This window comes from Curtobacterium sp. USHLN213, assembly GCF_037144815.1.
Taxonomy (GTDB): Bacteria; Actinomycetota; Actinomycetes; order Actinomycetales; family Microbacteriaceae; genus Curtobacterium.
Window position 1 is genome coordinate 268,083 of sequence record NZ_JBBCYQ010000002.1, and the last position, 17,818, is coordinate 285,900.

Annotated in this window: 17 protein-coding genes; 10 read left to right on the forward strand and 7 right to left on the reverse strand. The window is 71.1% G+C overall.

The features are described 5' to 3' along the window. Nucleotides 1-56 precede the first annotated feature (56 nt). Nucleotides 57-878 (reverse strand): aldo/keto reductase, encoded by an 822-nt coding sequence (locus WFH25_RS03900; protein WP_336696867.1) that lies wholly within the window; start codon nucleotides 876-878, stop codon nucleotides 57-59. A gap of 76 nt (nucleotides 879-954) precedes the next feature. Here WFH25_RS03900 and WFH25_RS03905 point away from each other — a divergent pair, with 76 nt between their 5' ends. Then, nucleotides 955-1,224: a hypothetical protein gene (locus tag WFH25_RS03905; protein ID WP_336696868.1), complete on the forward strand. Its 270-nt coding sequence runs from the start codon at nucleotides 955-957 to the stop codon at nucleotides 1,222-1,224. 28 nt (nucleotides 1,225-1,252) lie between these two features. Here the strand turns inward: WFH25_RS03905 and WFH25_RS03910 are convergent, their stop codons facing one another. Continuing rightward, the gene (locus WFH25_RS03910) at nucleotides 1,253-2,263 is read right to left on the reverse strand and encodes a LacI family DNA-binding transcriptional regulator (protein WP_175473741.1); all 1,011 of its coding nucleotides are present in this window, start codon (nucleotides 2,261-2,263) and stop codon (nucleotides 1,253-1,255) included. 293 nt (nucleotides 2,264-2,556) lie between these two features. On the opposite strand from WFH25_RS03910, the gene WFH25_RS03915 reads away from it, so the two are divergent. The 4 genes from WFH25_RS03915 to WFH25_RS03930 are packed head-to-tail and all read left to right on the forward strand — an operon-like array spanning nucleotide 2,557 to nucleotide 7,834. Next, nucleotides 2,557-4,590 carry a beta-galactosidase gene (locus WFH25_RS03915; RefSeq protein ID WP_336696869.1) on the forward strand — a complete coding sequence of 678 codons (2,034 nt, stop codon included), beginning with the start codon at nucleotides 2,557-2,559 and terminating at the stop codon, nucleotides 4,588-4,590. Further along, nucleotides 4,587-5,501 (forward strand): carbohydrate ABC transporter permease, encoded by a 915-nt coding sequence (locus WFH25_RS03920; RefSeq protein ID WP_070417295.1) that lies wholly within the window; start codon nucleotides 4,587-4,589, stop codon nucleotides 5,499-5,501. Before WFH25_RS03915 ends, WFH25_RS03920 begins: the two co-directional genes overlap by 4 nt. Further along, a complete protein-coding gene (locus WFH25_RS03925; RefSeq protein WP_336696870.1) occupies nucleotides 5,498-6,448 on the forward strand; it encodes a carbohydrate ABC transporter permease in 951 nt (316 codons plus the stop codon). The genes WFH25_RS03920 and WFH25_RS03925 overlap by 4 nt, the downstream gene beginning before the upstream one ends. Nucleotides 6,449-6,496: 48 nt before the next feature. Beyond that, nucleotides 6,497-7,834: an ABC transporter substrate-binding protein gene (locus tag WFH25_RS03930; RefSeq protein WP_336696871.1), complete on the forward strand. Its 1,338-nt coding sequence runs from the start codon at nucleotides 6,497-6,499 to the stop codon at nucleotides 7,832-7,834. Nucleotides 7,835-7,920: 86 nt separating this feature from the next. Here the strand turns inward: WFH25_RS03930 and WFH25_RS03935 are convergent, their stop codons facing one another. After that, nucleotides 7,921-8,376 (reverse strand): MarR family winged helix-turn-helix transcriptional regulator, encoded by a 456-nt coding sequence (locus WFH25_RS03935; protein ID WP_070417293.1) that lies wholly within the window; start codon nucleotides 8,374-8,376, stop codon nucleotides 7,921-7,923. Nucleotides 8,377-8,536: 160 nt separating this feature from the next. Between WFH25_RS03935 and WFH25_RS03940 the strand changes: the two genes are divergently transcribed. The 5 genes from WFH25_RS03940 to WFH25_RS03960 all read left to right on the forward strand — a co-directional run bounded on the left by WFH25_RS03940 (nucleotide 8,537) and on the right by WFH25_RS03960 (nucleotide 12,851). Then, nucleotides 8,537-9,190, forward strand: a complete 654-nt coding sequence (locus tag WFH25_RS03940) for a hypothetical protein (protein WP_071296464.1) — start codon at nucleotides 8,537-8,539, stop codon at nucleotides 9,188-9,190. Between the two features lie 167 nt (nucleotides 9,191-9,357). Then, on the forward strand, nucleotides 9,358-10,239 hold the full coding sequence (locus WFH25_RS03945; protein ID WP_229085843.1) for a S26 family signal peptidase: 882 nt from the start codon (nucleotides 9,358-9,360) through the stop codon (nucleotides 10,237-10,239). Further along, entirely contained in the window at nucleotides 10,236-11,090 is an 855-nt protein-coding gene (locus WFH25_RS03950) for a LamG domain-containing protein (RefSeq protein WP_336696872.1), read from the forward strand. Before WFH25_RS03945 ends, WFH25_RS03950 begins: the two co-directional genes overlap by 4 nt. Nucleotides 11,091-11,183: 93 nt before the next feature. After that, nucleotides 11,184-12,308, forward strand: a complete 1,125-nt coding sequence (locus WFH25_RS03955) for an ImmA/IrrE family metallo-endopeptidase (protein WP_336696873.1) — start codon at nucleotides 11,184-11,186, stop codon at nucleotides 12,306-12,308. A gap of 3 nt (nucleotides 12,309-12,311) precedes the next feature. Beyond that, nucleotides 12,312-12,851, forward strand: coding sequence for a hypothetical protein (locus tag WFH25_RS03960; RefSeq protein WP_309887168.1), 540 nt, complete (start codon nucleotides 12,312-12,314; stop codon nucleotides 12,849-12,851). 36 nt (nucleotides 12,852-12,887) lie between these two features. On the opposite strand, the gene WFH25_RS03965 is transcribed toward WFH25_RS03960, so the two are convergent. Genes WFH25_RS03965 through WFH25_RS03980 form a run of 4 tightly spaced genes read right to left on the reverse strand, consistent with a single transcriptional unit; the run spans nucleotide 12,888 to nucleotide 17,666 of the window. Beyond that, a complete protein-coding gene (locus WFH25_RS03965) occupies nucleotides 12,888-14,153 on the reverse strand; it encodes an MFS transporter (protein WP_336696874.1) in 1,266 nt (421 codons plus the stop codon). 51 nt (nucleotides 14,154-14,204) lie between these two features. Next, complete coding sequence (locus tag WFH25_RS03970; RefSeq protein ID WP_261646049.1) at nucleotides 14,205-14,948, reverse strand: copper homeostasis protein CutC; 744 nt, start codon at nucleotides 14,946-14,948, stop codon at nucleotides 14,205-14,207. Next, nucleotides 14,945-16,489 carry a M81 family metallopeptidase gene (locus WFH25_RS03975; protein ID WP_336696875.1) on the reverse strand — a complete coding sequence of 515 codons (1,545 nt, stop codon included), beginning with the start codon at nucleotides 16,487-16,489 and terminating at the stop codon, nucleotides 14,945-14,947. The genes WFH25_RS03970 and WFH25_RS03975 overlap by 4 nt, the downstream gene beginning before the upstream one ends. Further along, nucleotides 16,482-17,666 (reverse strand): ROK family protein, encoded by a 1,185-nt coding sequence (locus WFH25_RS03980; protein ID WP_083295119.1) that lies wholly within the window; start codon nucleotides 17,664-17,666, stop codon nucleotides 16,482-16,484. Before WFH25_RS03980 ends, WFH25_RS03975 begins: the two co-directional genes overlap by 8 nt. Nucleotides 17,667-17,818 lie beyond the last annotated feature (152 nt).

The following is a 17,818-nucleotide window of genomic DNA, read 5'->3' on the forward strand; positions in this document are numbered from 1 at the left end:
GGCTGCGGCACCGTGTGGTGCAACCGGCGGGGCCGGTCGTGTGTTCCCGCGCTGCGTCAGGCGGTCGTGTCCTCGAGCGCGTCGAGCGTCGCGACGTCCTCGGCCGACAGCACGAAGTCCACGTCGGCGTTCGCGGCGATGCGGGACGGCGTGGTCGACTTCGGCAGCGGCAGGACGTCCTTCTCGAGCAGGTAGCGGATCGCGACCTGGGCGACGCTCTTGTCGTACTTCGCCGCGATCTCGGCGATCTGCTCGTTGTCGAGGAGCCCACCGGTGGCGAGCGGGGAGTACCCCTCGGTGAGGATGTCGTGCTCGCGGTCGAAGGCCGTCGTCTCGTCCTGCGTGTTGCCGATGAACCAGCGGATCTGGTTGGCGTGCGGGACGACGTCGGTGCGGCCGAGCAGGTCCTCGAGGTCGGCGACGGCGAAGTTCGAGACGCCGATGCTCTTCGTCCGGCCGGCGTCGTAGACCTCCTCGAGGACCTTCCACACCTCGACGTTGCCGTCCCGGTGGTCCGACCCCATGTCGCTCCAGGGCCACGGCGCGTGCACGAGGTACAGGTCCACGTGTCCGAGGTCGAGGTTGCGGCTGGACTCGTCGAAGGCCTCGCGCGCGCCGGACGCGGTCTTGACCTCGGCCGGGAGCTTCGTGGTGATGAAGAGCTCGTCGCGCGGGATGCCGCTGTCGCGGATCGCCTCGCCGACACTGGCCTCGTTGCCGTACGCCAGTGCGGTGTCGATGTGGCGGTAGCCGGCGTCGAGCGCGGACTTGGTGGCGTCGTAGGCGTCGGCGCCGGACGGGATCTGCCAGGTGCCGAACCCGATCTTCGGGATGTGCAGGCCGTTGGACAGGGTGAACGTGTCGATGAGAGCGGGCATGCACCGGACAGTACGCCGCGCGGACGTCGGTCGGGTCGTCTACCATTCGAACACACGTTCGAACGAGGAGGGCGAGATGATGCTGACGCAGGAGGTCGCCACGCTGTGGTGGTACCGCGGTGTGCCGGTCCGGATGGTCTGGCGCGAACGGCGGTGGCGGGTCTCCGACACCCCGACGCGGCTGACGGCGACGGCGGAGTACCTGCCGTCGGCGGTGACGCACGCGCCGGAGCACACGGTGGGCTGGCGGTTCCAGGTGAGTGCGGACGACGGCGAGGACGACGTGGTGGTGGTCGACGTCGCGCCGGACGGCACCGGGTGGGTCGTCGCGCGGACGTGGCGCTGACCGGCGCTGCGCGATCCGCTCGGGGGTGTCAGGCGCTGCCGCGCCAGACCACCTCGGTGGGCAGGACGAACCCGCGCGGGGTGTCGTCCGTCCCCGCGATCTGCTCGAGCACCTGCCGCGCCGCGTGCTCGCCCAGGGTCCGGGCGGGCTGCCGGACGGTCGAGAGCGGCGGGTCGCACCGGAGTGCCCACGCGCTGTCGTCGAAGCCCACCACGCCGACGTCCCCCGGGACCGACCGACCGGCACGCTGCAGGACGTCCATCGCGCCGGCGGCCACGGCGTCCGACGCCGCGAAGACCCCGTCGACGTCCGGTGCCCGGTCGAGCAGCTCGCGCATGCCCTCGACCCCGGCGGTGTAGCTGAAGAGCGGGTTCCGTGCGACGAGCCCGGGGTCGAAGCGGTCGCCGAGCGCCGCGGTGAACCCCGCCAAGCGATCCTGGCCGGAGTCGCGGTCGAGGCCGGACGCGAGCATGCCGATGCGTCGGCGGCCGGTGTCCACGAGTCGGCGGGTGATCTGCTCGGCCGCGGCGCGGTTGTCGATGCCGATCCACGAGGTGTTCGGGGCGTCGGACGGGTGGCCGACGAAGCACGCCGGCAGCCCGATCTGCTCGATCGCCCGGGTGACGGGGTCGCCGTCGCGGGCGGAGAGCACGATCGCGCCGTCGACGAAGCCGCCGCGCAGGTACTCCACGACGCGCTCGTTGTCGCGGGCGGAGTCGACCATGATCGTGACGAGCTGCTGGTCCGCCTCGGACAGGACGGCGTTCGTGCCGATGAGGATGTTGCCGATGTTCGGGTCGTCGAGCACCTGGACGCTCGGCTCGTGCACGATGAGCGCCACGGCGCCGGACCGCCGGGTGACGAGACTGCGTGCGGCGGCGCTCCGCACGTAGCCGACGCGACGGACGGCGTCCTGCACGGCTTCGCGGGCCCTGGGTGACACGTACGGTTCGTCGTTGAGCACGCGGGAGACGGTCCCGCGGGAGAGTCCGGCCTCGTCGGCGACGTCCTGGATCGTGGCGCGGGAACGGGCGGACATGCGGCAACGATAGCGGCTGGACACCCGCGGATCGGCGGTCGGACGGCGTCGAACCACGATCGCGACGTCGAATCGGGCGTCGGTGCTGGTTCGACGTCGGATACCTGGTTCGGCACGGTCGTGTTGACACGGCAGGAATTGTGTCGTTTACTCTGGGAGCGCTCCCAGAACCCTCCGACCCCGTTCGGTCGGTGCGGACTGGGAGCGCTCCCAGAACCTGGGTGACCTTCGCCGTCGAAGGGGTCGTTCGCGACCGGACGGTGCAGCGCCGCCCCGATCAGCGAGGACCCGACGTGACCACCACCACCCTGCCGACGGCCGCCACCGGCGCGCTCGGGCTCGGCTCGACCGGCCTGGCGTTCGGGTGCGACTACAACCCCGAGCAGTGGGACCCCGAGGTCTGGGTCGAGGACGTCCGGCTCATGCGCGAGGCCGGCGTGAACCTCGTCGCGATCAACGTCTTCGGCTGGTCGCACGTCGAGCCCCGACGGGGCGAGTACGACTTCGCCGCGCTCGACCGGGTCATCGAGCTTCTGCACGGCGCCGGCATCGGGGTCGACCTCGGCACCGGGACCGCCTCCACCCCGCCGTGGCTGACGACCGCCCACCCCGAGGTCCTGCCGGTCGTCGCCGACGGCACCACCCGCTGGCCCGGTGGACGCCAGGCGTTCTGCCCGAGCTCGCCGGTGTACCGCGAGCACGCCCTCGCCCTGGTCCGCGCCACCGCCGAGCGCTACGGCGACCACCCCGCGGTCACGCTCTGGCACGTCTCGAACGAGCTCGGATGCCACAACGCGCACTGCTACTGCGACGTGTCGGCCGAGGCGTTCCGCAGGTGGCTCCGCGCCCGGTACGGCACCGTCGACGAGCTCAACGCCGCGTGGGGCACCGCGTTCTGGAGCCAGCGCTACTCCGCGTGGGAGCAGGTCCTGCCGCCCCGGGCGACCCTGTCCTTCACGAACCCCGGCCAGACGCTCGACTTCGACCGGTTCTCGTCCGACGAGCTGCTCGCGCACCACCGCGCCGAGGCCGAGGTGCTCCGCAGTCTGAGCGACAAGCCGGTGACGACGAACTTCATGGTCGCGGCGCACATCACCGCGCTCGACTACTGGTCGTGGACGGCGGACATGGACGTCATCGCGAACGACCACTACCTCGACCACCGTCTGCCCCGACCGCACGTCGAGCTCGCCTTCGCCGCCGACACCACGCGCGGGCTCGCGGGCGGGGCGCCCTGGCTGCTCATGGAGCACTCGACGGGCGCGGTGAACTGGCAGCCGCACAACGTCGCCAAGGCACCGGGGGAGATGCTCCGGAACACCGTGGCGCACATCGCCCGCGGTGCCGACGGGGTCTGCTTCTTCCAGTGGCGGGCGTCCGTCCAGGGCAGCGAGAAGTTCCACTCCGCGCTGCTCCCGCACGCCGGGACCGACTCCCGCGGCTGGCGTGACGTCGTCGAGCTCGGCGACCTGGTCGAGCGGCTCGGCGAACTGCGCGGTTCCCGCGTCGTCGCGGACGTCGCGCTCGTCTTCAGCTGGGAGAACCAGTGGGCGGCCGACCTGGAGGCGCACCCCACCACCGCGCTCCGCTACCTGGAACAGGTCCACGCGTTCCACGGCGCACTGTGGGACCTCGGCGTGACGGTGGACGTCGTGGCGCCGGGTGCGCCGCTCGACGGCTACGCCGTCGTGCTCGTCCCCGAGCTCTACCTGGTGCGCGACGAGCACGCCGCGGTCATCGTCGACCACGTCGCCGCTGGGGGCCGGGCGGTCATCACGTTCTTCAGCGGCATCGTCGACGAGCGTGACCGCGTGCGGACCGGCGGGTACCCCGGTGTCTTCCGTGACCTGCTCGGTGTGCGGGTCGACGAGTTCCTGCCGCTCGCCGCCGACGCGCGCATCGCCCTGTCCGACGGCTCCACCGGCACCGTCTGGAGCGAACCCGTCGAGCTCCGCGGCGCGACGAGCGTCCTCGACTACGCCGCCGGCCAGCTCGCCGGATCGCCCGCGGTCACCCGCAACGCGCACGGTGCCGGAGCCGCCTGGTACGTCTCCACCGTCCTCGGCGCCGACACGCTCCGCGGCCTGCTCGGTGACGTCCTCGCCGAGGTCGGCGTCGCACCGGACCCCGCCGCGCAGCCCGGCCTCGAGGTCGTCCGACGCCGCGACGACACCCACGAGTGGGTGTTCCTGCTCAACCACACCGATCAGCCCGTCGAGCACCACGTGACGGGCCACGACCTCGTCGCCGACCGACCCCGGACCGGCACCACGACCATCGCCCCCGGTGGCACCCAGATCATCCGCACGGACAGGAAGCGCCCATGACCACCACAGCCCAGCGACCCCGGGTCGCCCGACGTCGACGCGGCGGGGGCTTCCGGTACCGCCGCGCGATCGCCGTCTTCGTCACGCCGTTCGCCGTGCTCTTCACCGCGTTCTACCTCGTCCCGATCCTCTACGCCGTGTGGCAGTCGCTGCAGAAGATCGAGCGCCAGGGGACCTTCGGTGCGCCGACGCAGGTGTTCGGCGGACTGAGCCAGTACGTGCTCGTGTTCCAGAACAGCGAGTTCTGGGGCTCGATCCTCCGCGTGCTGCTCTTCGGTGTCGTGCAGGTACCGGTGATGCTCGCCCTCGCACTGGTGTTCGCGCTCCTGCTCGACTCGCCCCTGCTGCGCGGCAAGCGGTTCTTCCGCCTGGCGTTCTTCGCGCCGTACGCGGTGCCCGGCGTCATCGCCGCGATCATGTGGGGCTACCTCTACGCGCCGAACCTCTCGCCGTTCTCCGCCGTCACCTCGAAGGTCGACCTGCTCGGCTCCGGCACCGTGCTCTGGGCCGTCGCGAACGTCGTGACCTGGGTCTACGTCGGCTACAACATGCTCATCATCTACTCGTCGCTCCTGGCGATCCCGACCGAGATCTACGAGGCGGCGAAGCTCGACGGGGCGTCGCAGTTCCGGATCGCCTGGTCGATCAAGATCCCGATGGTGGTGCCGGCGATCGTGCTCACCGCGGTGTTCTCCGTCATCGGCACCCTGCAGCTCCTCACCGAACCGACCGTGTTCCGCCAGTTCACCTCGACGATCTCGTCGACCTTCACGCCGAACATGCTCGTCTACTCGACCTCGTCGGTGCCCAACTTCAACCTCGCCGCCGCGTTCTCCGTCGTCCTCGCGGTCGCGACCTTCGTCCTGTCGATCGGGTTCCTCCGACTGACCCAGCGGAAGGCTGACCAGTGACCGTCAACGCACCGAGCCGACGCGACGCCGTGCGGACCGCCGGCCGACCGCTCGAGCCGAACCGCTCCTCCAGGCCCCTGCAGCACGGTGCGCGCGGACCGCGCGAGAGCGTCATCTCGCGCAGCGCCGCGATGCTCGTGATGGGCGTCTTCACGATCTACTTCCTGCTGCCGATCTTCTGGCTGTTCGTGTCGTCGACCAAGACGACCGCGAACTTCAACACGACGTTCTCGCTGTGGTTCAGCGCCTCGTCAGTGCAGGACTTCGTCGCGAACCTGGGCGAGCTGTTCACCCGGCAGGACGGCGTGTACGTGCGCTGGATGCTCAACAGCATCGCCTACGCCGGTGTCGCCGGGCTCATCGGCACCGTCCTGTCGGCGATGTGCGGCTACGCGCTGGCGAAGTACCGGTTCCGCGGACGCGAGGCCCTCTTCAACGTGTTCCTCGGCGGCGTCCTCGTGCCGGCGACCGCGCTGGCCCTGCCGCTGTTCCTCATCTTCAGCCAGGTCGACCTGACGGACACGTTCTGGTCGGTCTTCCTGCCGAGCATCGTCAGCCCGTTCGGCGTGTACCTGTCGCGGCTGTTCGCGGCGTCGAGCGTGCCGGACGAGATCATCGAGGCCGCCCGCATCGACGGCTCCGGCGAGGTCCGCACGTTCTTCACCGTCGCCGTCCGGCTCATGTCGCCGGCGCTCGTGACGATCTTCCTGTTCCAGTTCGTCGCCATCTGGAACAACTTCTTCCTGCCGCTGGTGATGCTCCGCGACTCGTCGCTGTTCCCCGTCACCCTCGGCCTCTACACGTGGAACTCGAGCGTGAACCAGTACCCGGACCTCCGCACCCTGGTGCTCATCGGGTCGTTCGTCTCGATCATCCCGCTCCTCGTCGCGTTCCTCTCCCTGCAGCGCTTCTGGCGGTCCGGCCTCGGCGCCGGCGGCCTGAAGTAACGCCTGACCAGCACCACCGACCCCACTCACATCCCGAACGGAAACAGCATGAAGACAACGAAGTTCCTCAGCGTCGCCGCCGTCGCGGTCGCCGCGACCGTCGCCCTCGCCGGCTGCAGCACCGGCGGCATCGGCGCAGGCTCCGGATCCGACACGGCCGCCGCGAGCTGCAAGCCGTCCAGCGGCAAGGTCACCCTCGACTTCACGACCTGGGTGCCGAACATGGACAAGGTCGTGGACATCTGGAACGAGGAGCACCCGGACATCCAGGTCAAGGTCTCCATCGTCGCGAACGGCAACAGCGGCACGTACCAGAACTTCTTCAACCAGCTCAAGGCGAAGCAGGCGCCGGACATCGGTCAGGTCGAGTACGACACCCTGCCGGCCTTCCGCGTGCAGGGCGGCCTCGAGGACATCGGCGCGTGCTCCGGCATCAGCGCCGCGAAGAAGGACTTCTCCGACGGCCTCTGGAACCAGGTCACGTTCGGTGAGTCGAAGTCGGTCTACGCCGTGCCGCAGGACTCCGGTCCGATGGCCCTGTACTACCGCAAGGACCTGTTCGAGAAGGCCGGCCTCGACGTCCCGAAGACCTGGGAGGAGTACGCCCAGGACGCCGTGAAGATCAAGGCGCTCGGCGGCAACATCACCAACTTCGCCAAGGGCGACGTCAACCAGTTCGCCGGGCTCGTCTCGCAGGCCGGTGGCCAGTGGTTCTCGAACTCCGGTTCGGACTGGACGGTGGACCTGACCGACAGCGCGTCGAAGAAGGTCGCCGACTACTGGCAGGACCTCATCGACAAGAAGCTCGTGAACACCCTGCCGAGCTTCACCGACCAGTGGAACAGCGCCTACGACAAGGGGCAGGACTGGACCTGGGTCTCGGCCGTCTGGGGTGCGAACACCATCTCGAGCGGTGCGCCCTCGACCTCCGGCAAGTGGGCCGTCGCGCCGATGCCGCAGTGGACCGCGGGTGAGTCGAAGTCCGCTGCCTGGGGCGGTTCGTCGAACGTCGTCTTCGCGGGGAGCAAGCACCCGGCCGAGGCGTCGGAGTTCCTGGTCTGGCTGAACACCTCGAAGGAGGCACTCGCGGCGCTGAACAAGGAGGCCAACCTCTACCCCGCCTCGTCGACCGGCGCCGAGCTGCCGGCACTGACCGAGGGGCTGCCGTTCTACGGGAACCAGAAGATCTACGAGGAGTTCGCGACCGCGGCGAAGGACATCCAGCCCTTCACCTGGGGTCCGACGATGACGCAAACCTACTCCGACGTGTCGGACGGCTTCGGGCAGGCGGCGTCCGGGCAGGGCACGCTCCTCGACGCGCTCGAGTCGGGGCAGTCGAAGACCGTGGCGGCGCTGAAGGCGCAGTCGATCCCGGTGAAGGGATGACGCGCGGGTCCTGACGCGCGCCCACGACGGACGGGAGGCACGGTGCCAGCTGGCACCGTGCCTCCCGTCGTGTGGTGGGTGCGGTGTCAGCGCATCGCTTCGCCGGCCGACCCGTACAGGCCCGTCGCGAGGTCGGTGAGCACCGCGAGCAGGCCGCCGGCGTGCGTCCGGTCGACCTCGGCGAGCACCTGCGCGTACCGCTCCCGGTGTTCGCGGACGACCCGCTCGCCCTCGGGCAGGAGTCGCAGCAGCGAACCGCGGCGGTCGTTCGGGTTCGGCGCGCGCTCGAGCAGGTCGGCGGCCGTCATGCGGTCGATCATGTTCGTCACGGCGCCGGAGGTCAGCCCGAGGTACCCGGCCACCTCGGTGGGGGTGGAGTAGCCGGTGTCGCTCACGAGCACCAGGGCGCGCAGGGCGTTCTCGTGCACGCCGGCCCGGGCGCTGAGCTGTCCGACGAGGCTCGCGTTCGCGCGCACGACCGCGTCGAACGCCGCGATGAGGTCGGCCGCGTCGGTCGGGTCGGTCGGCGGCGCAGGGGTCACGGGTTCCTCGCTTCGGGTCGGGTGCGGTGGCGTCCCTCGCACTGGGGTCAGTATACGAGTGGTCAATTTGATGAATGACTGACTATCTTGATGATCGAAGCAAACGAGCCCGAGCCGATTGCTCCTCCACTTCCCTGAACGCCCGACCGAAGAGGTTCCCGTGTCCGACAAGCTCCGCACCTCCGCCCTGAAGCGGATCCGATTCGCCCCCGTCGCACTCCTCGCGGGCATCTTCGCCGCCGTGCTGCTCTCCCTCTCGCTCACCGGCACCCTCTCCGGGTTCGCCGCGAGCATCACCAACAGCAGCAACACCGCCGCCAGCGGCACGCTCACCATGCAGGAGCAGAACGCCGGCGGCACCGTCACCTGCACGAGCACCGACGGCGGCTCGGTCTCGACGAACTCCGCCACGTGCTCGACGATCAACAAGTTCGGCGGCAGCACCACGATGACGCCGGGCAACACCGTCACGACCGCGATCTCGATCAAGAACACCGGCACCGCGAACGCCTCGACGTTCACGCTCACCCCGGGCGCCACGTGCACCCAGTCGGCGAACGGTTCGGTGAACGGCACCGCGACCGACCTCTGCGCGAAGATGAACCTCGTCATCTCCTCCGGCTCGACCACGGTGTTCAGCGGCACGCTCGCCAGCTTCAAGGGTGCGGCCGCCTCGGCGTTCACGATGCCCGCCGCACCCGCCGCCGGCGCCTCCGTGCCGTTCACCTTCGCTGTCACGCTCGACTCCTCGGCCGGCAACACCTACCAGGGCCTCGCCGCCTCCGTGCCGATGACCTGGACCTTCACGGCCTAGCCACCCCGACCGGCGGCGCGCGCCCCCCCCCCCCCCCCGAGGGCGGCGCCCCCCCCCCCCCCCCCGCCCGGGCCGGCCCCCCCCCCCCCCGCGGGGGGCGCCCCCCGCCACCCATCACCCCACCCCGTCCCCCCCCACCGCCCAGCCGCACACGACCGGAGCAGCAGATGAGCCAGACCGCCGCCATCCCGCTCAGCGGCACGCTCGACCGTCCGCTCCTCGGCGGCCACACCGCCACCCGCTTCGAGACGGTCCTCGCCTGGACGGTCGCCGCGGTCGCCGCCGTCCTCCTCACCGCCGCCGTGCTGTTCCTGTCCGCCGGCGGGCGGTGGTTCGTCGTCGAGACGCCGTCGATGGGCGAGGCCGCCCCGGTCGGCACGCTCGTCCTCGACCTGCCCGTGGACGTCGCCACCCTGCGCGTCGGCGACGTCGTCTCGTTCGAGACCGCGGCGAACCCGGGCGTCGTCTACACCCACCGCATCATCGACGTCGACGCCGCCGGACTGCACACCCGCGGTGACATCAACGGTGCGACCGACCCGTGGACGCTCACGCAGGAGAACGTCATCGGGTCCCCGGTGCTCCTCGTCCCGAACCTGGGGTGGCTGTTCCGGGCGGCGCCGCTCCTGCTCATCGGCACGCTGGTGATCTGGACGCTCACGAGCGTGTTCACCGACCGGGTCACCCGCACCTGCCTCCGCATCGCCGGCGGTGCACTCACGCTGTCGTACGCGGCCTTCATCCTCAAGCCGTTCGTCAACGTCACGACCATCACGAACTCGGCCACCCACGGAGGCGTCGAGGCCACCATCGTGTCCTCCGGCATGTTCCCGGTCCGGGTCGAGGCCCGTGGTGCCGAGAGCGTCCACCTCGTCGACGGGCAGGTCGGGCACATGGTCATCCGCGAGCTCACGAGGAACGGGCACTACCAGCTCACCTCGAACATCGACCTCGGGCCGGTCGGGTGGGGACTCCTCGTCGTCGCCTGCCTCGTCCCGCTCGTGCTCTGCCTGGCCGTCGGTCGGGTCGAGGCGGTGCGTCCCTCGTGAGACTCCGCCGCCTCCGTGACGGTCGCGTCGTCGCCCTCGTCCTGGTCCTCGCCGTCGCGGTCGTCGGCCTCGCCAACGCGTTCGCACCGACGCGGTCCGCCTTCAGCGCCGTGGTCGCGAACACCGGCAACAGCGCCGCGACCGCGCCCTACTTCACCTGCGCCGCTGCGGTCGGTGCCGACACCTCGACCGCCCTCTTCGCCTACCGCCTCGGCGAGGCCTCCGGTTCGACGACCGCCACGGACTGGTCGGGCAAGGGCCTGAACGGCACCTACCAGGGCTCGATGACGGCGACCACGCCGAGCCCGAACGCCTGCCCGCGCGACGCCGGGAGCTCGTACGCGCTGAACGGCTCGACGAGCTTCGTCTCGACCCCGCGGTCGTACGCCAACCCGACCACCTTCAGCGAGGAGGTCTGGTTCCGCACGACGGTCGCCGGCGGCATGCTCGTCGGGTTCGGCAGCAACCAGGTCTCCGTCTCCGGGCAGCACGACCGCCAGGTCTACCTCAACACCGCCGGGCAGCTCGTCTTCGGCACCTACAACGGGACGACCCAGGTGGTGACGTCACCGAAGGCGTACACGGACGGCGCGTGGCACCACGTCGTGGCGACGATGTCCGCGAGCACCGGGATGCGCCTCTACGCGGACGGCGCCCTCGTCGCGTCGAACACCGCGTTCACCGTGCCCGAGAACTACACCGGCTACTTCCGCATCGGGTACGACACCGTGTCCGGGTGGCCCGGGCAGCCGTCGAACTTCGCCTTCACGGGGTCGATGCGGTACGCGGCGGTCTACGGCTCCGTCCTGTCGGCGACCCAGGTCGCGAACCACGCGGCGGCGGGTCGCTGAGACGACGGCGGACGGGAGGCACGGTGCCAGCCGGCACCGTGCCTCCCGTCCGAAACGGTGTTGCGATAATCGCAATTCCGGTACGATGGGGCCATGGACGAACCGGTTGAGACACGCGTGCTGGCGGTCATCGAGGAATCCGGGATGGCCCACGCACAGTTCGCAGCAGCGGTCGGGATGGACCCGACGAAGCTCTCGAAGTCCCTGGCCGGTCGTCGCCGCTTCACGTCGCTGGAACTGGCGCGGGTGGCTGACGTCGGCCGTCGAAGCGTCGATTGGCTCATCACCGGAGCCGCGCCGTTCCGCCCGGTGTTCGCGCGTCGCGTCCGCAGCGCAGCGGTGGACGACGATGACGGAGCGGCGATCGTCGAACGGGTCGTGACCGCGGTCCGTGGCCTGGCGGAGCTCGATCGGCGTCTCGTCCTGCCACCGCTGCCGCAGCCTGCCGAGCACTCGAGTTGGTACACGGTCGCCGCGCCACGTCTGGCACAGCAGTACGTGCAGCAGATCGGGGTCCCGCTCGCCGGTCTCGCGACGCACGAGCTCTTCGCCGTGATCGAGCGGACGTTCGGCATCGTGATCGTGGTGGCCGATCTCCCGGACGACGTCGACGGGCTCTCGTACGAGGATGCGGACGCGAAGGTGATCGTCCTCGCCACGGCCGATCAGCCGCTGCGGCAGCGGTTCACGCTCGCCCACGAACTCGCGCACATCGCGTTCGGGGACGCCCGGCAAGGCATGCTCGAGGAGCGGATGTGGGTGGATCGGTCGAACGTCGAGTCACGCGCGAACACGTTCGCCGCAGCGTTCCTGGCACCGTCCGACGAGCTCCGAGCCGTCTTGGCGGGCCGTGATGCCCGCGCGGTGTTCCCCGAGCTGGTCGAGCGGTTCCAGCTCTCCCCTGCGTCCCTCGCATGGAGGCTCCTCAACGAGGGCCTGATCGATCGATCCACCTGCGATGACCTCCGGAAGATGACGGCCAAGTCGGCCTACTTCGCCCTCGGCAAGCCGGCCGAGTACGTCGACCTGGCTCTCGCAGCGGGCGACCCGAGGCCCGGATGGTTGCTCGTGAACGCGTACGCGGATGCGTACCGCGACGGCGAGACCACGATCAAGCCCGTGGCGCGGCTGCTCGGGTGGGCACCGCACGAGACCGAGGAGTTCTTCGCGACCGACGGGGTGGGAGAAGACGAGGACCCCGGACCGGGCGAGCGCTGAGCCGTGCCCGTCCACTGGTTCCCCGACAACTCACTCATCTGCAACTTCGCTGCCGTCGACGAACTCGAGCTCCTCCGCACGAGTCTCCACGGATCAGGTCGGATCGTCGAAGCCGTGGAGTACGAGATCGGACGCTCCGCGCAGCGCGTCCGCAACCTCGTCCGGCTCGACACCACCGCGTGGTTCGGTGAGTCGATCAGCTTCGAGGACGAACGGGACATCGCGGCCATCGAGAGCATGCGTCGGAACCGGTTCGGCGGCGACGACACGGCTCCGCTGGAACACCTCGGGGAGAGTCAGACCCTGCATCTCCTGCGGACCCGGCCCGAGTTCGCCGGCAGCGTCTGGATGAGTGAAGACGGCGGGGCACTCCGCGTCGCGAGGACGATGGGCATCGTCACGCGCGACACGAGGGACGTCCTCGAAGAGCTCGTCGCGTTCGGTGAGATCAGCGCTGTCCGTGCCTTCGAGATCGCGGTCGCGATGGTCGGCGAGGATCGCCCCGTCCTGCGCATGCCCGGATCCGCTCGCGACTTCGGCTGAGTCGATCGTCGCGGCCGGTTGCTCTCGGGCATCCGCTCAGGGGCAGGCGACGGCGACGGAACCGGTCGCGGTCGTCTCCGCCGGAGCGGTGGCACCTGCCGGATCGGGGACCGCGGGAGCGGTGACCTGCGCCGGGGCGGCGCTCGAGCGGCGCGCACCCAGCGTGACGAGCACGATCGCCCCGACGACCGCGACCCCGCCGGCGAGCCAGAAGTCGACGGCCAACCCGAACGACGACACCGCGGCGCCGCCGAGCACCGACCCGGCCGCGATCGCCAGCTGGATCGTCGTCACGAACAACGCGAGCCCGGTCTCCGACCCCGCGGGCGACGACGTGGACATCCAGGTCTGCATGCCGAGCGGCAGTGCTCCCCACACGAGGCCCCACACGACCAGCAGGACGAACACCCCGACGACCGAGTGTGCGAGCAGCGGGAGCAGGACGACCGCGCCGGCGAGGACGAACTTCGCGGAGCCGATCGTGCCGAGGACGCTCCGGCCGAGTGTGAACCCGGCGACGAAGTTCCCGACGATGCCCGCGATGCCGAAGACCAGCAGCGCGATCGTCACGGTGTCCGCGCCGACCCCGACGAGGTCCTGCAGGTACGGCGCGATGTAGGTGTAGGCGGCGAACTGCGCGGTGAAGAGGAACGCGGCACCGATCAGGCCGACCCGGGCCCTGCGCACACCGAGCAGCGACCCGAGCGTGCCGAACCGGACGCGCTGCTGGGCGGGGATCCGCGGGAGCATCGCGAGCTGCAGGCCGAGCGCGACGAGCCCGAGCACGCCGCCGATCACGAACGCCAGCCGCCACGTGGCGAGGGACGACACGAGTGCGCCGAGGGGCAGGCTGACGACGGTCGCGACCGAGACGCCCGCGGTGATGAGGGACGTGGCGCGGATCACGGACTCGGGGCGGACGAGGCGTCCGGCGATCCCGGCGCCGATCGCCCAGAAGCCGCCGATGCCGACGCCGAGGAGCATGCGGGCCACGAGCAGCACCCCGAACGAGGGTGCCACCGCTGCGAGCGCGTCCGCGACGACGAGCAGCACCGTCAGGCCGACCAGGACGACCCGGCGGTCGAGCGCGGACGTCCACACCGTGACGACCGGTGCGGCGACCGCTCCGACGAGGCCGGTCGCGACGACCATGAGCCCCGCGGTGCCGACACCGACGTCGAGGTCGGCGGCGATGGCCGGCAGCAGGCCGATCGGGAGGAACTCGGACAGGACGAGGACGAACGATCCGAGTGCGACGGATGCGACGCTGAGCCACCCACGGCGCGTTGCTGACGAGGTCATGCGGGCGTCAAGCACGCGCCCGCGCGGTCCATTCCCGCGTGACGGGTCGGGTCAGGCGTCGAGGGCCCGGCGGGCGGCGGCGACGACCTCGGCGTCGGTGACGAAGTGCGCCGAACCGTCGTCCGCGCCGCCCATCGGCACGCCCGCGTGGGCGCTGTCGGCGGCGGGTCGCTTCGCCGAGAGGTGCACGGCGGCGGCCCCCGTCGCGACCAGGGCGGGGACGTCGGCCGGGGTGACACCGGCGCCCGCCATGACCTGCACGGGCCCGGCGGCGTCGACCATGCGCGTGATGGTCGCCGCACCGGCCACCGCGGTGGGCGCTGCACCCGAGGTCAGCACCCGGGTGAACCCGAGGTCGGCGAGGGTGGCCGCGGCGGCGACGGGGTCGGCCGCGTGGTCGATCGCCCGGTGCAGGGTGACCTCGGCGGTCGCGCTGACCGAGCGTGCGGCGTCGACGAAGCGCCGGAGGGCGTCCTCGTCGAGCGTGCCGTCCGGACGCAGGGCACCGACCACGACGCCCGCTGCCCCGGAGCGCAGGACCGTGCGGACCTCGCGCACCATGAGCTCGACCTCGTCGGGGGTGTGCACGAAGCCGCCGGGACGGCAGCGGACGAGGGCGTGCGCGGGGATGCCGGTCTCATGGGCCGTCTCGACGAGTGCCTGGGACGGCGTGAGGCCACCGAGCTCGAGCCCGACGCAGAGCTCGACACGGTCGGCGCCGCCGTCCCGTGCGACGATCGCGCCGGCGGGGGAGGTGACGGCGATCTCGAGGGCGACGGGGGCGGCGGTGGTCACGCGATGGCTCCGAGCGGTTCGTTCGACGGCGGGATGATCCGGGCGCCGAGGTCCGGCGCCGACGGGAACACTCGATCGTAGGGGAACATCGGCCGGACGATCCTGTGGTGTCCGAGCCGCTCGAGGTCCTGGTCGACCCCGCCCGGCGTCAGCGCGAGCATCCAGTCGGCAGCCATGTCGAAGAGCTCCGGCTCGAGGTACCCGATCTTCACGATCACCACGTCGGCGTCCCGCGGGGCGAGGTCGAGGTCGGTGAAGTCGTGCTCGTGGTGGTACGGCTTGCGGAGCGTCGTCAGGATCGCGAACACACTGCCGACCTGCAGCACCACCTCGGTCTCGGCGTCGCGGTCACCGTGCTTGATCGCGTGCACGCGGCCGGTCATCGTGATCGGCCCGGCGTGGACGGCGTCGACCGACGCCCCCGCCGTCACGGTGACCGTCGCACCGACGCCGGCCTCCACCGCCGCCGCGACGGCCGCGGGGCCGGGGACGCTCGCGTAGATCACCGTCGGGCCGTCGGGCTCCGCGAAGGCCGGGTTCGCCAGCACCTGCGTGAGCCCCCACGTCATGTCGCCCGAGCCGCCGGCGGTCGGGTTGTCGCCGGAGTCGGACACGAAGAACGGCCTCGCGGCGCCCGGCGCGAGCGCAGCGGCGAGACACTCGTCGAACGTGCCGGTCGGTGCGACGAACACGAAGTCCTCACGCACGTCCCAGAAGGCCCGCGCGAGTCGTTCGGCACCCGCGGCGACGGCGTCGGCGTCCCAGCCCGTGACCACGGTGACCGCGCGGTCGCGGGGCTGGTCCGCCCAGGCGTAACCGACCCAGATCGCCGCGTCGAGCACGCCCTCGGTCTGTTCGACGAGCGGCACCTGCGCGTACAGCGACGCCGCGGGCTCGAGGCGCGTCGAGGTCTGCTCGCCGGGCAGGAGCACGGGGATCGGCACCCAGGCCTTCACCGGGCGCTGCTGCCCGACCGGTCGGGTGGTCAGCACGTCGACCAGGTTCCGGACGGCGCGCTCCTTCGTCTCGAGGGCGTCCTCGTGCGGGGCCATCCGGTAGCAGGTGACGAGGTCCACCTGGTGCGCGAGCTCCGCCGTGACGTTGCCGTGCAGGTCCATCGACGCCGACACGATGACATCGGGACCGATCACCGCGCGGATGCGGCCGAGCAGGTCGGCCTCGGCGTCGTCCAGGCCCTCGACCACCATCGCGCCGTGGATGTCGTACCAGAGCCCGTCGACGTGCTCGGCCTCGACGATCGCTTCCAGCCGCGAGACGATCTCCGCCGCGAGCGACTCGTACGAGTCACGGTCCACGATCCCGCCCGGCAGCGCGTGCCCGATGAGCGCCCCGCGGAAGTCGGCGTGCGCCGACAGTGGCCCGAGGAAGTCGTAGCGGGCCAGGACCTCGTCCCCGCGGTCCGGGTGGAACGCCGGTGCGTGGGTGCGCGTCGGCGTGAACGTCGAGGTCTCGATGGCGAGACCGGCGATCGCGATGACCGGGCGGTGGGTGGCGGGTGCGGTGGACACGGGCTCAGACACGGACGTTCCTGTTCCTGGTGGTGGACTGGGGGATGGGCGCGGACAGTTCCTCGAGCGACGCGGCGAGGCCCCGCTGCAGGGCGAACTGACCCGCCCCGACGAGCCCTGCGTCCGCGCCGAGCGAGACCGGCTCGATGACGAGGTGCTGCGTCATGAGCGGGTGGCAGCTCTCGTACAGCTGGCTCCGCACGGCGGCGATGAACGGGTCGAGGGTGGAGAGGATGCCGCCGAGGTACACGGCGTCCGGGTTGAAGAAGTTGACGTTCGCGGCGAGCACCTCGCCGAGGTACCGGCCAGCGAGCCGCACGGCCCGAGTCGCCTCGGGGTGGGCGTCCGAGGCCAGGCGGACGACGTCGGCGGTCGAGGAGACGTCGACCCCGGCGTCCGACAGGATCCGCACCAGGGCGGCTCCGGACGCGACGGTCTCGAGGCACCCGGTGTTCCCGCACGAGCACGGGGTGTCCCCGGCGGCGTCGATCCGGACGTGCGTGATGTCCCCGGCCGAGCCCGTCGCCCCGCGGTACAGCCGTCCGTCGATGACGATCCCGGCCCCGATCGCCGAACCGGCCTTGATCGTGATGGTCTGCCGCCGGCCCGGGTCCTGCACGGTCTGCTCGCCCGCCGCCATGCAGTTCGCGTCGTTGTCGACGACCGCCGGCAACCCGAACCGCTCGGTCAGCCACGACGCCACGGGGAACCCGTTCCACCCCGGCATCCGGCTCGGCAGGTCGACCACGCCGGCCTCGACGTCGACCGGCCCTGGCAGGCTGAGGCCGACGCCCCGCAGCCCGTCGCGACCGCGCTCGTCGGCGAGCCGCTCGAGCAGGGCCGCCAGCCGCTGGAGTCCCGCGGTCGGGCCGTCGGAGAGCGCGAACGGGACGTTCGCGACGGACTCGAGCGCGCCTCCAGGCAGGACGATGCCGATGCGCGCGTGCCCGCCGCCGACGTCCGCGGCGACCGCGTACTCGTCGACGCCGCCGATGCGGAGCACCTTGCGGGGGCGGCCGCCGGTCGAGACGTCGGTGCCCTCCTCGGCGAGCAGCCCGTGCGACAGGAGCTGCGCGACCACGTGGGACACGGTCGAGGGGGCGGCGCCGAGCAACGCGGCGATCTCCGTCCGACTGGAGGCCTGCCCGGACGCGACGAGCTCCAGGACGCGGGCGCTGAGGTCCGGCACGACTTTCTCCAATCCGGGCGGAACACGGCGGGTGGCCACCGACTGCCGCGAGCCTAACCGGCAGATCGACCGGTCCACCCTTTCGCCCGAACGGCAGAAACGAACTATTTACACGGAGATGTTTGTTTTTCCAACGGCTTTGGACATTGACT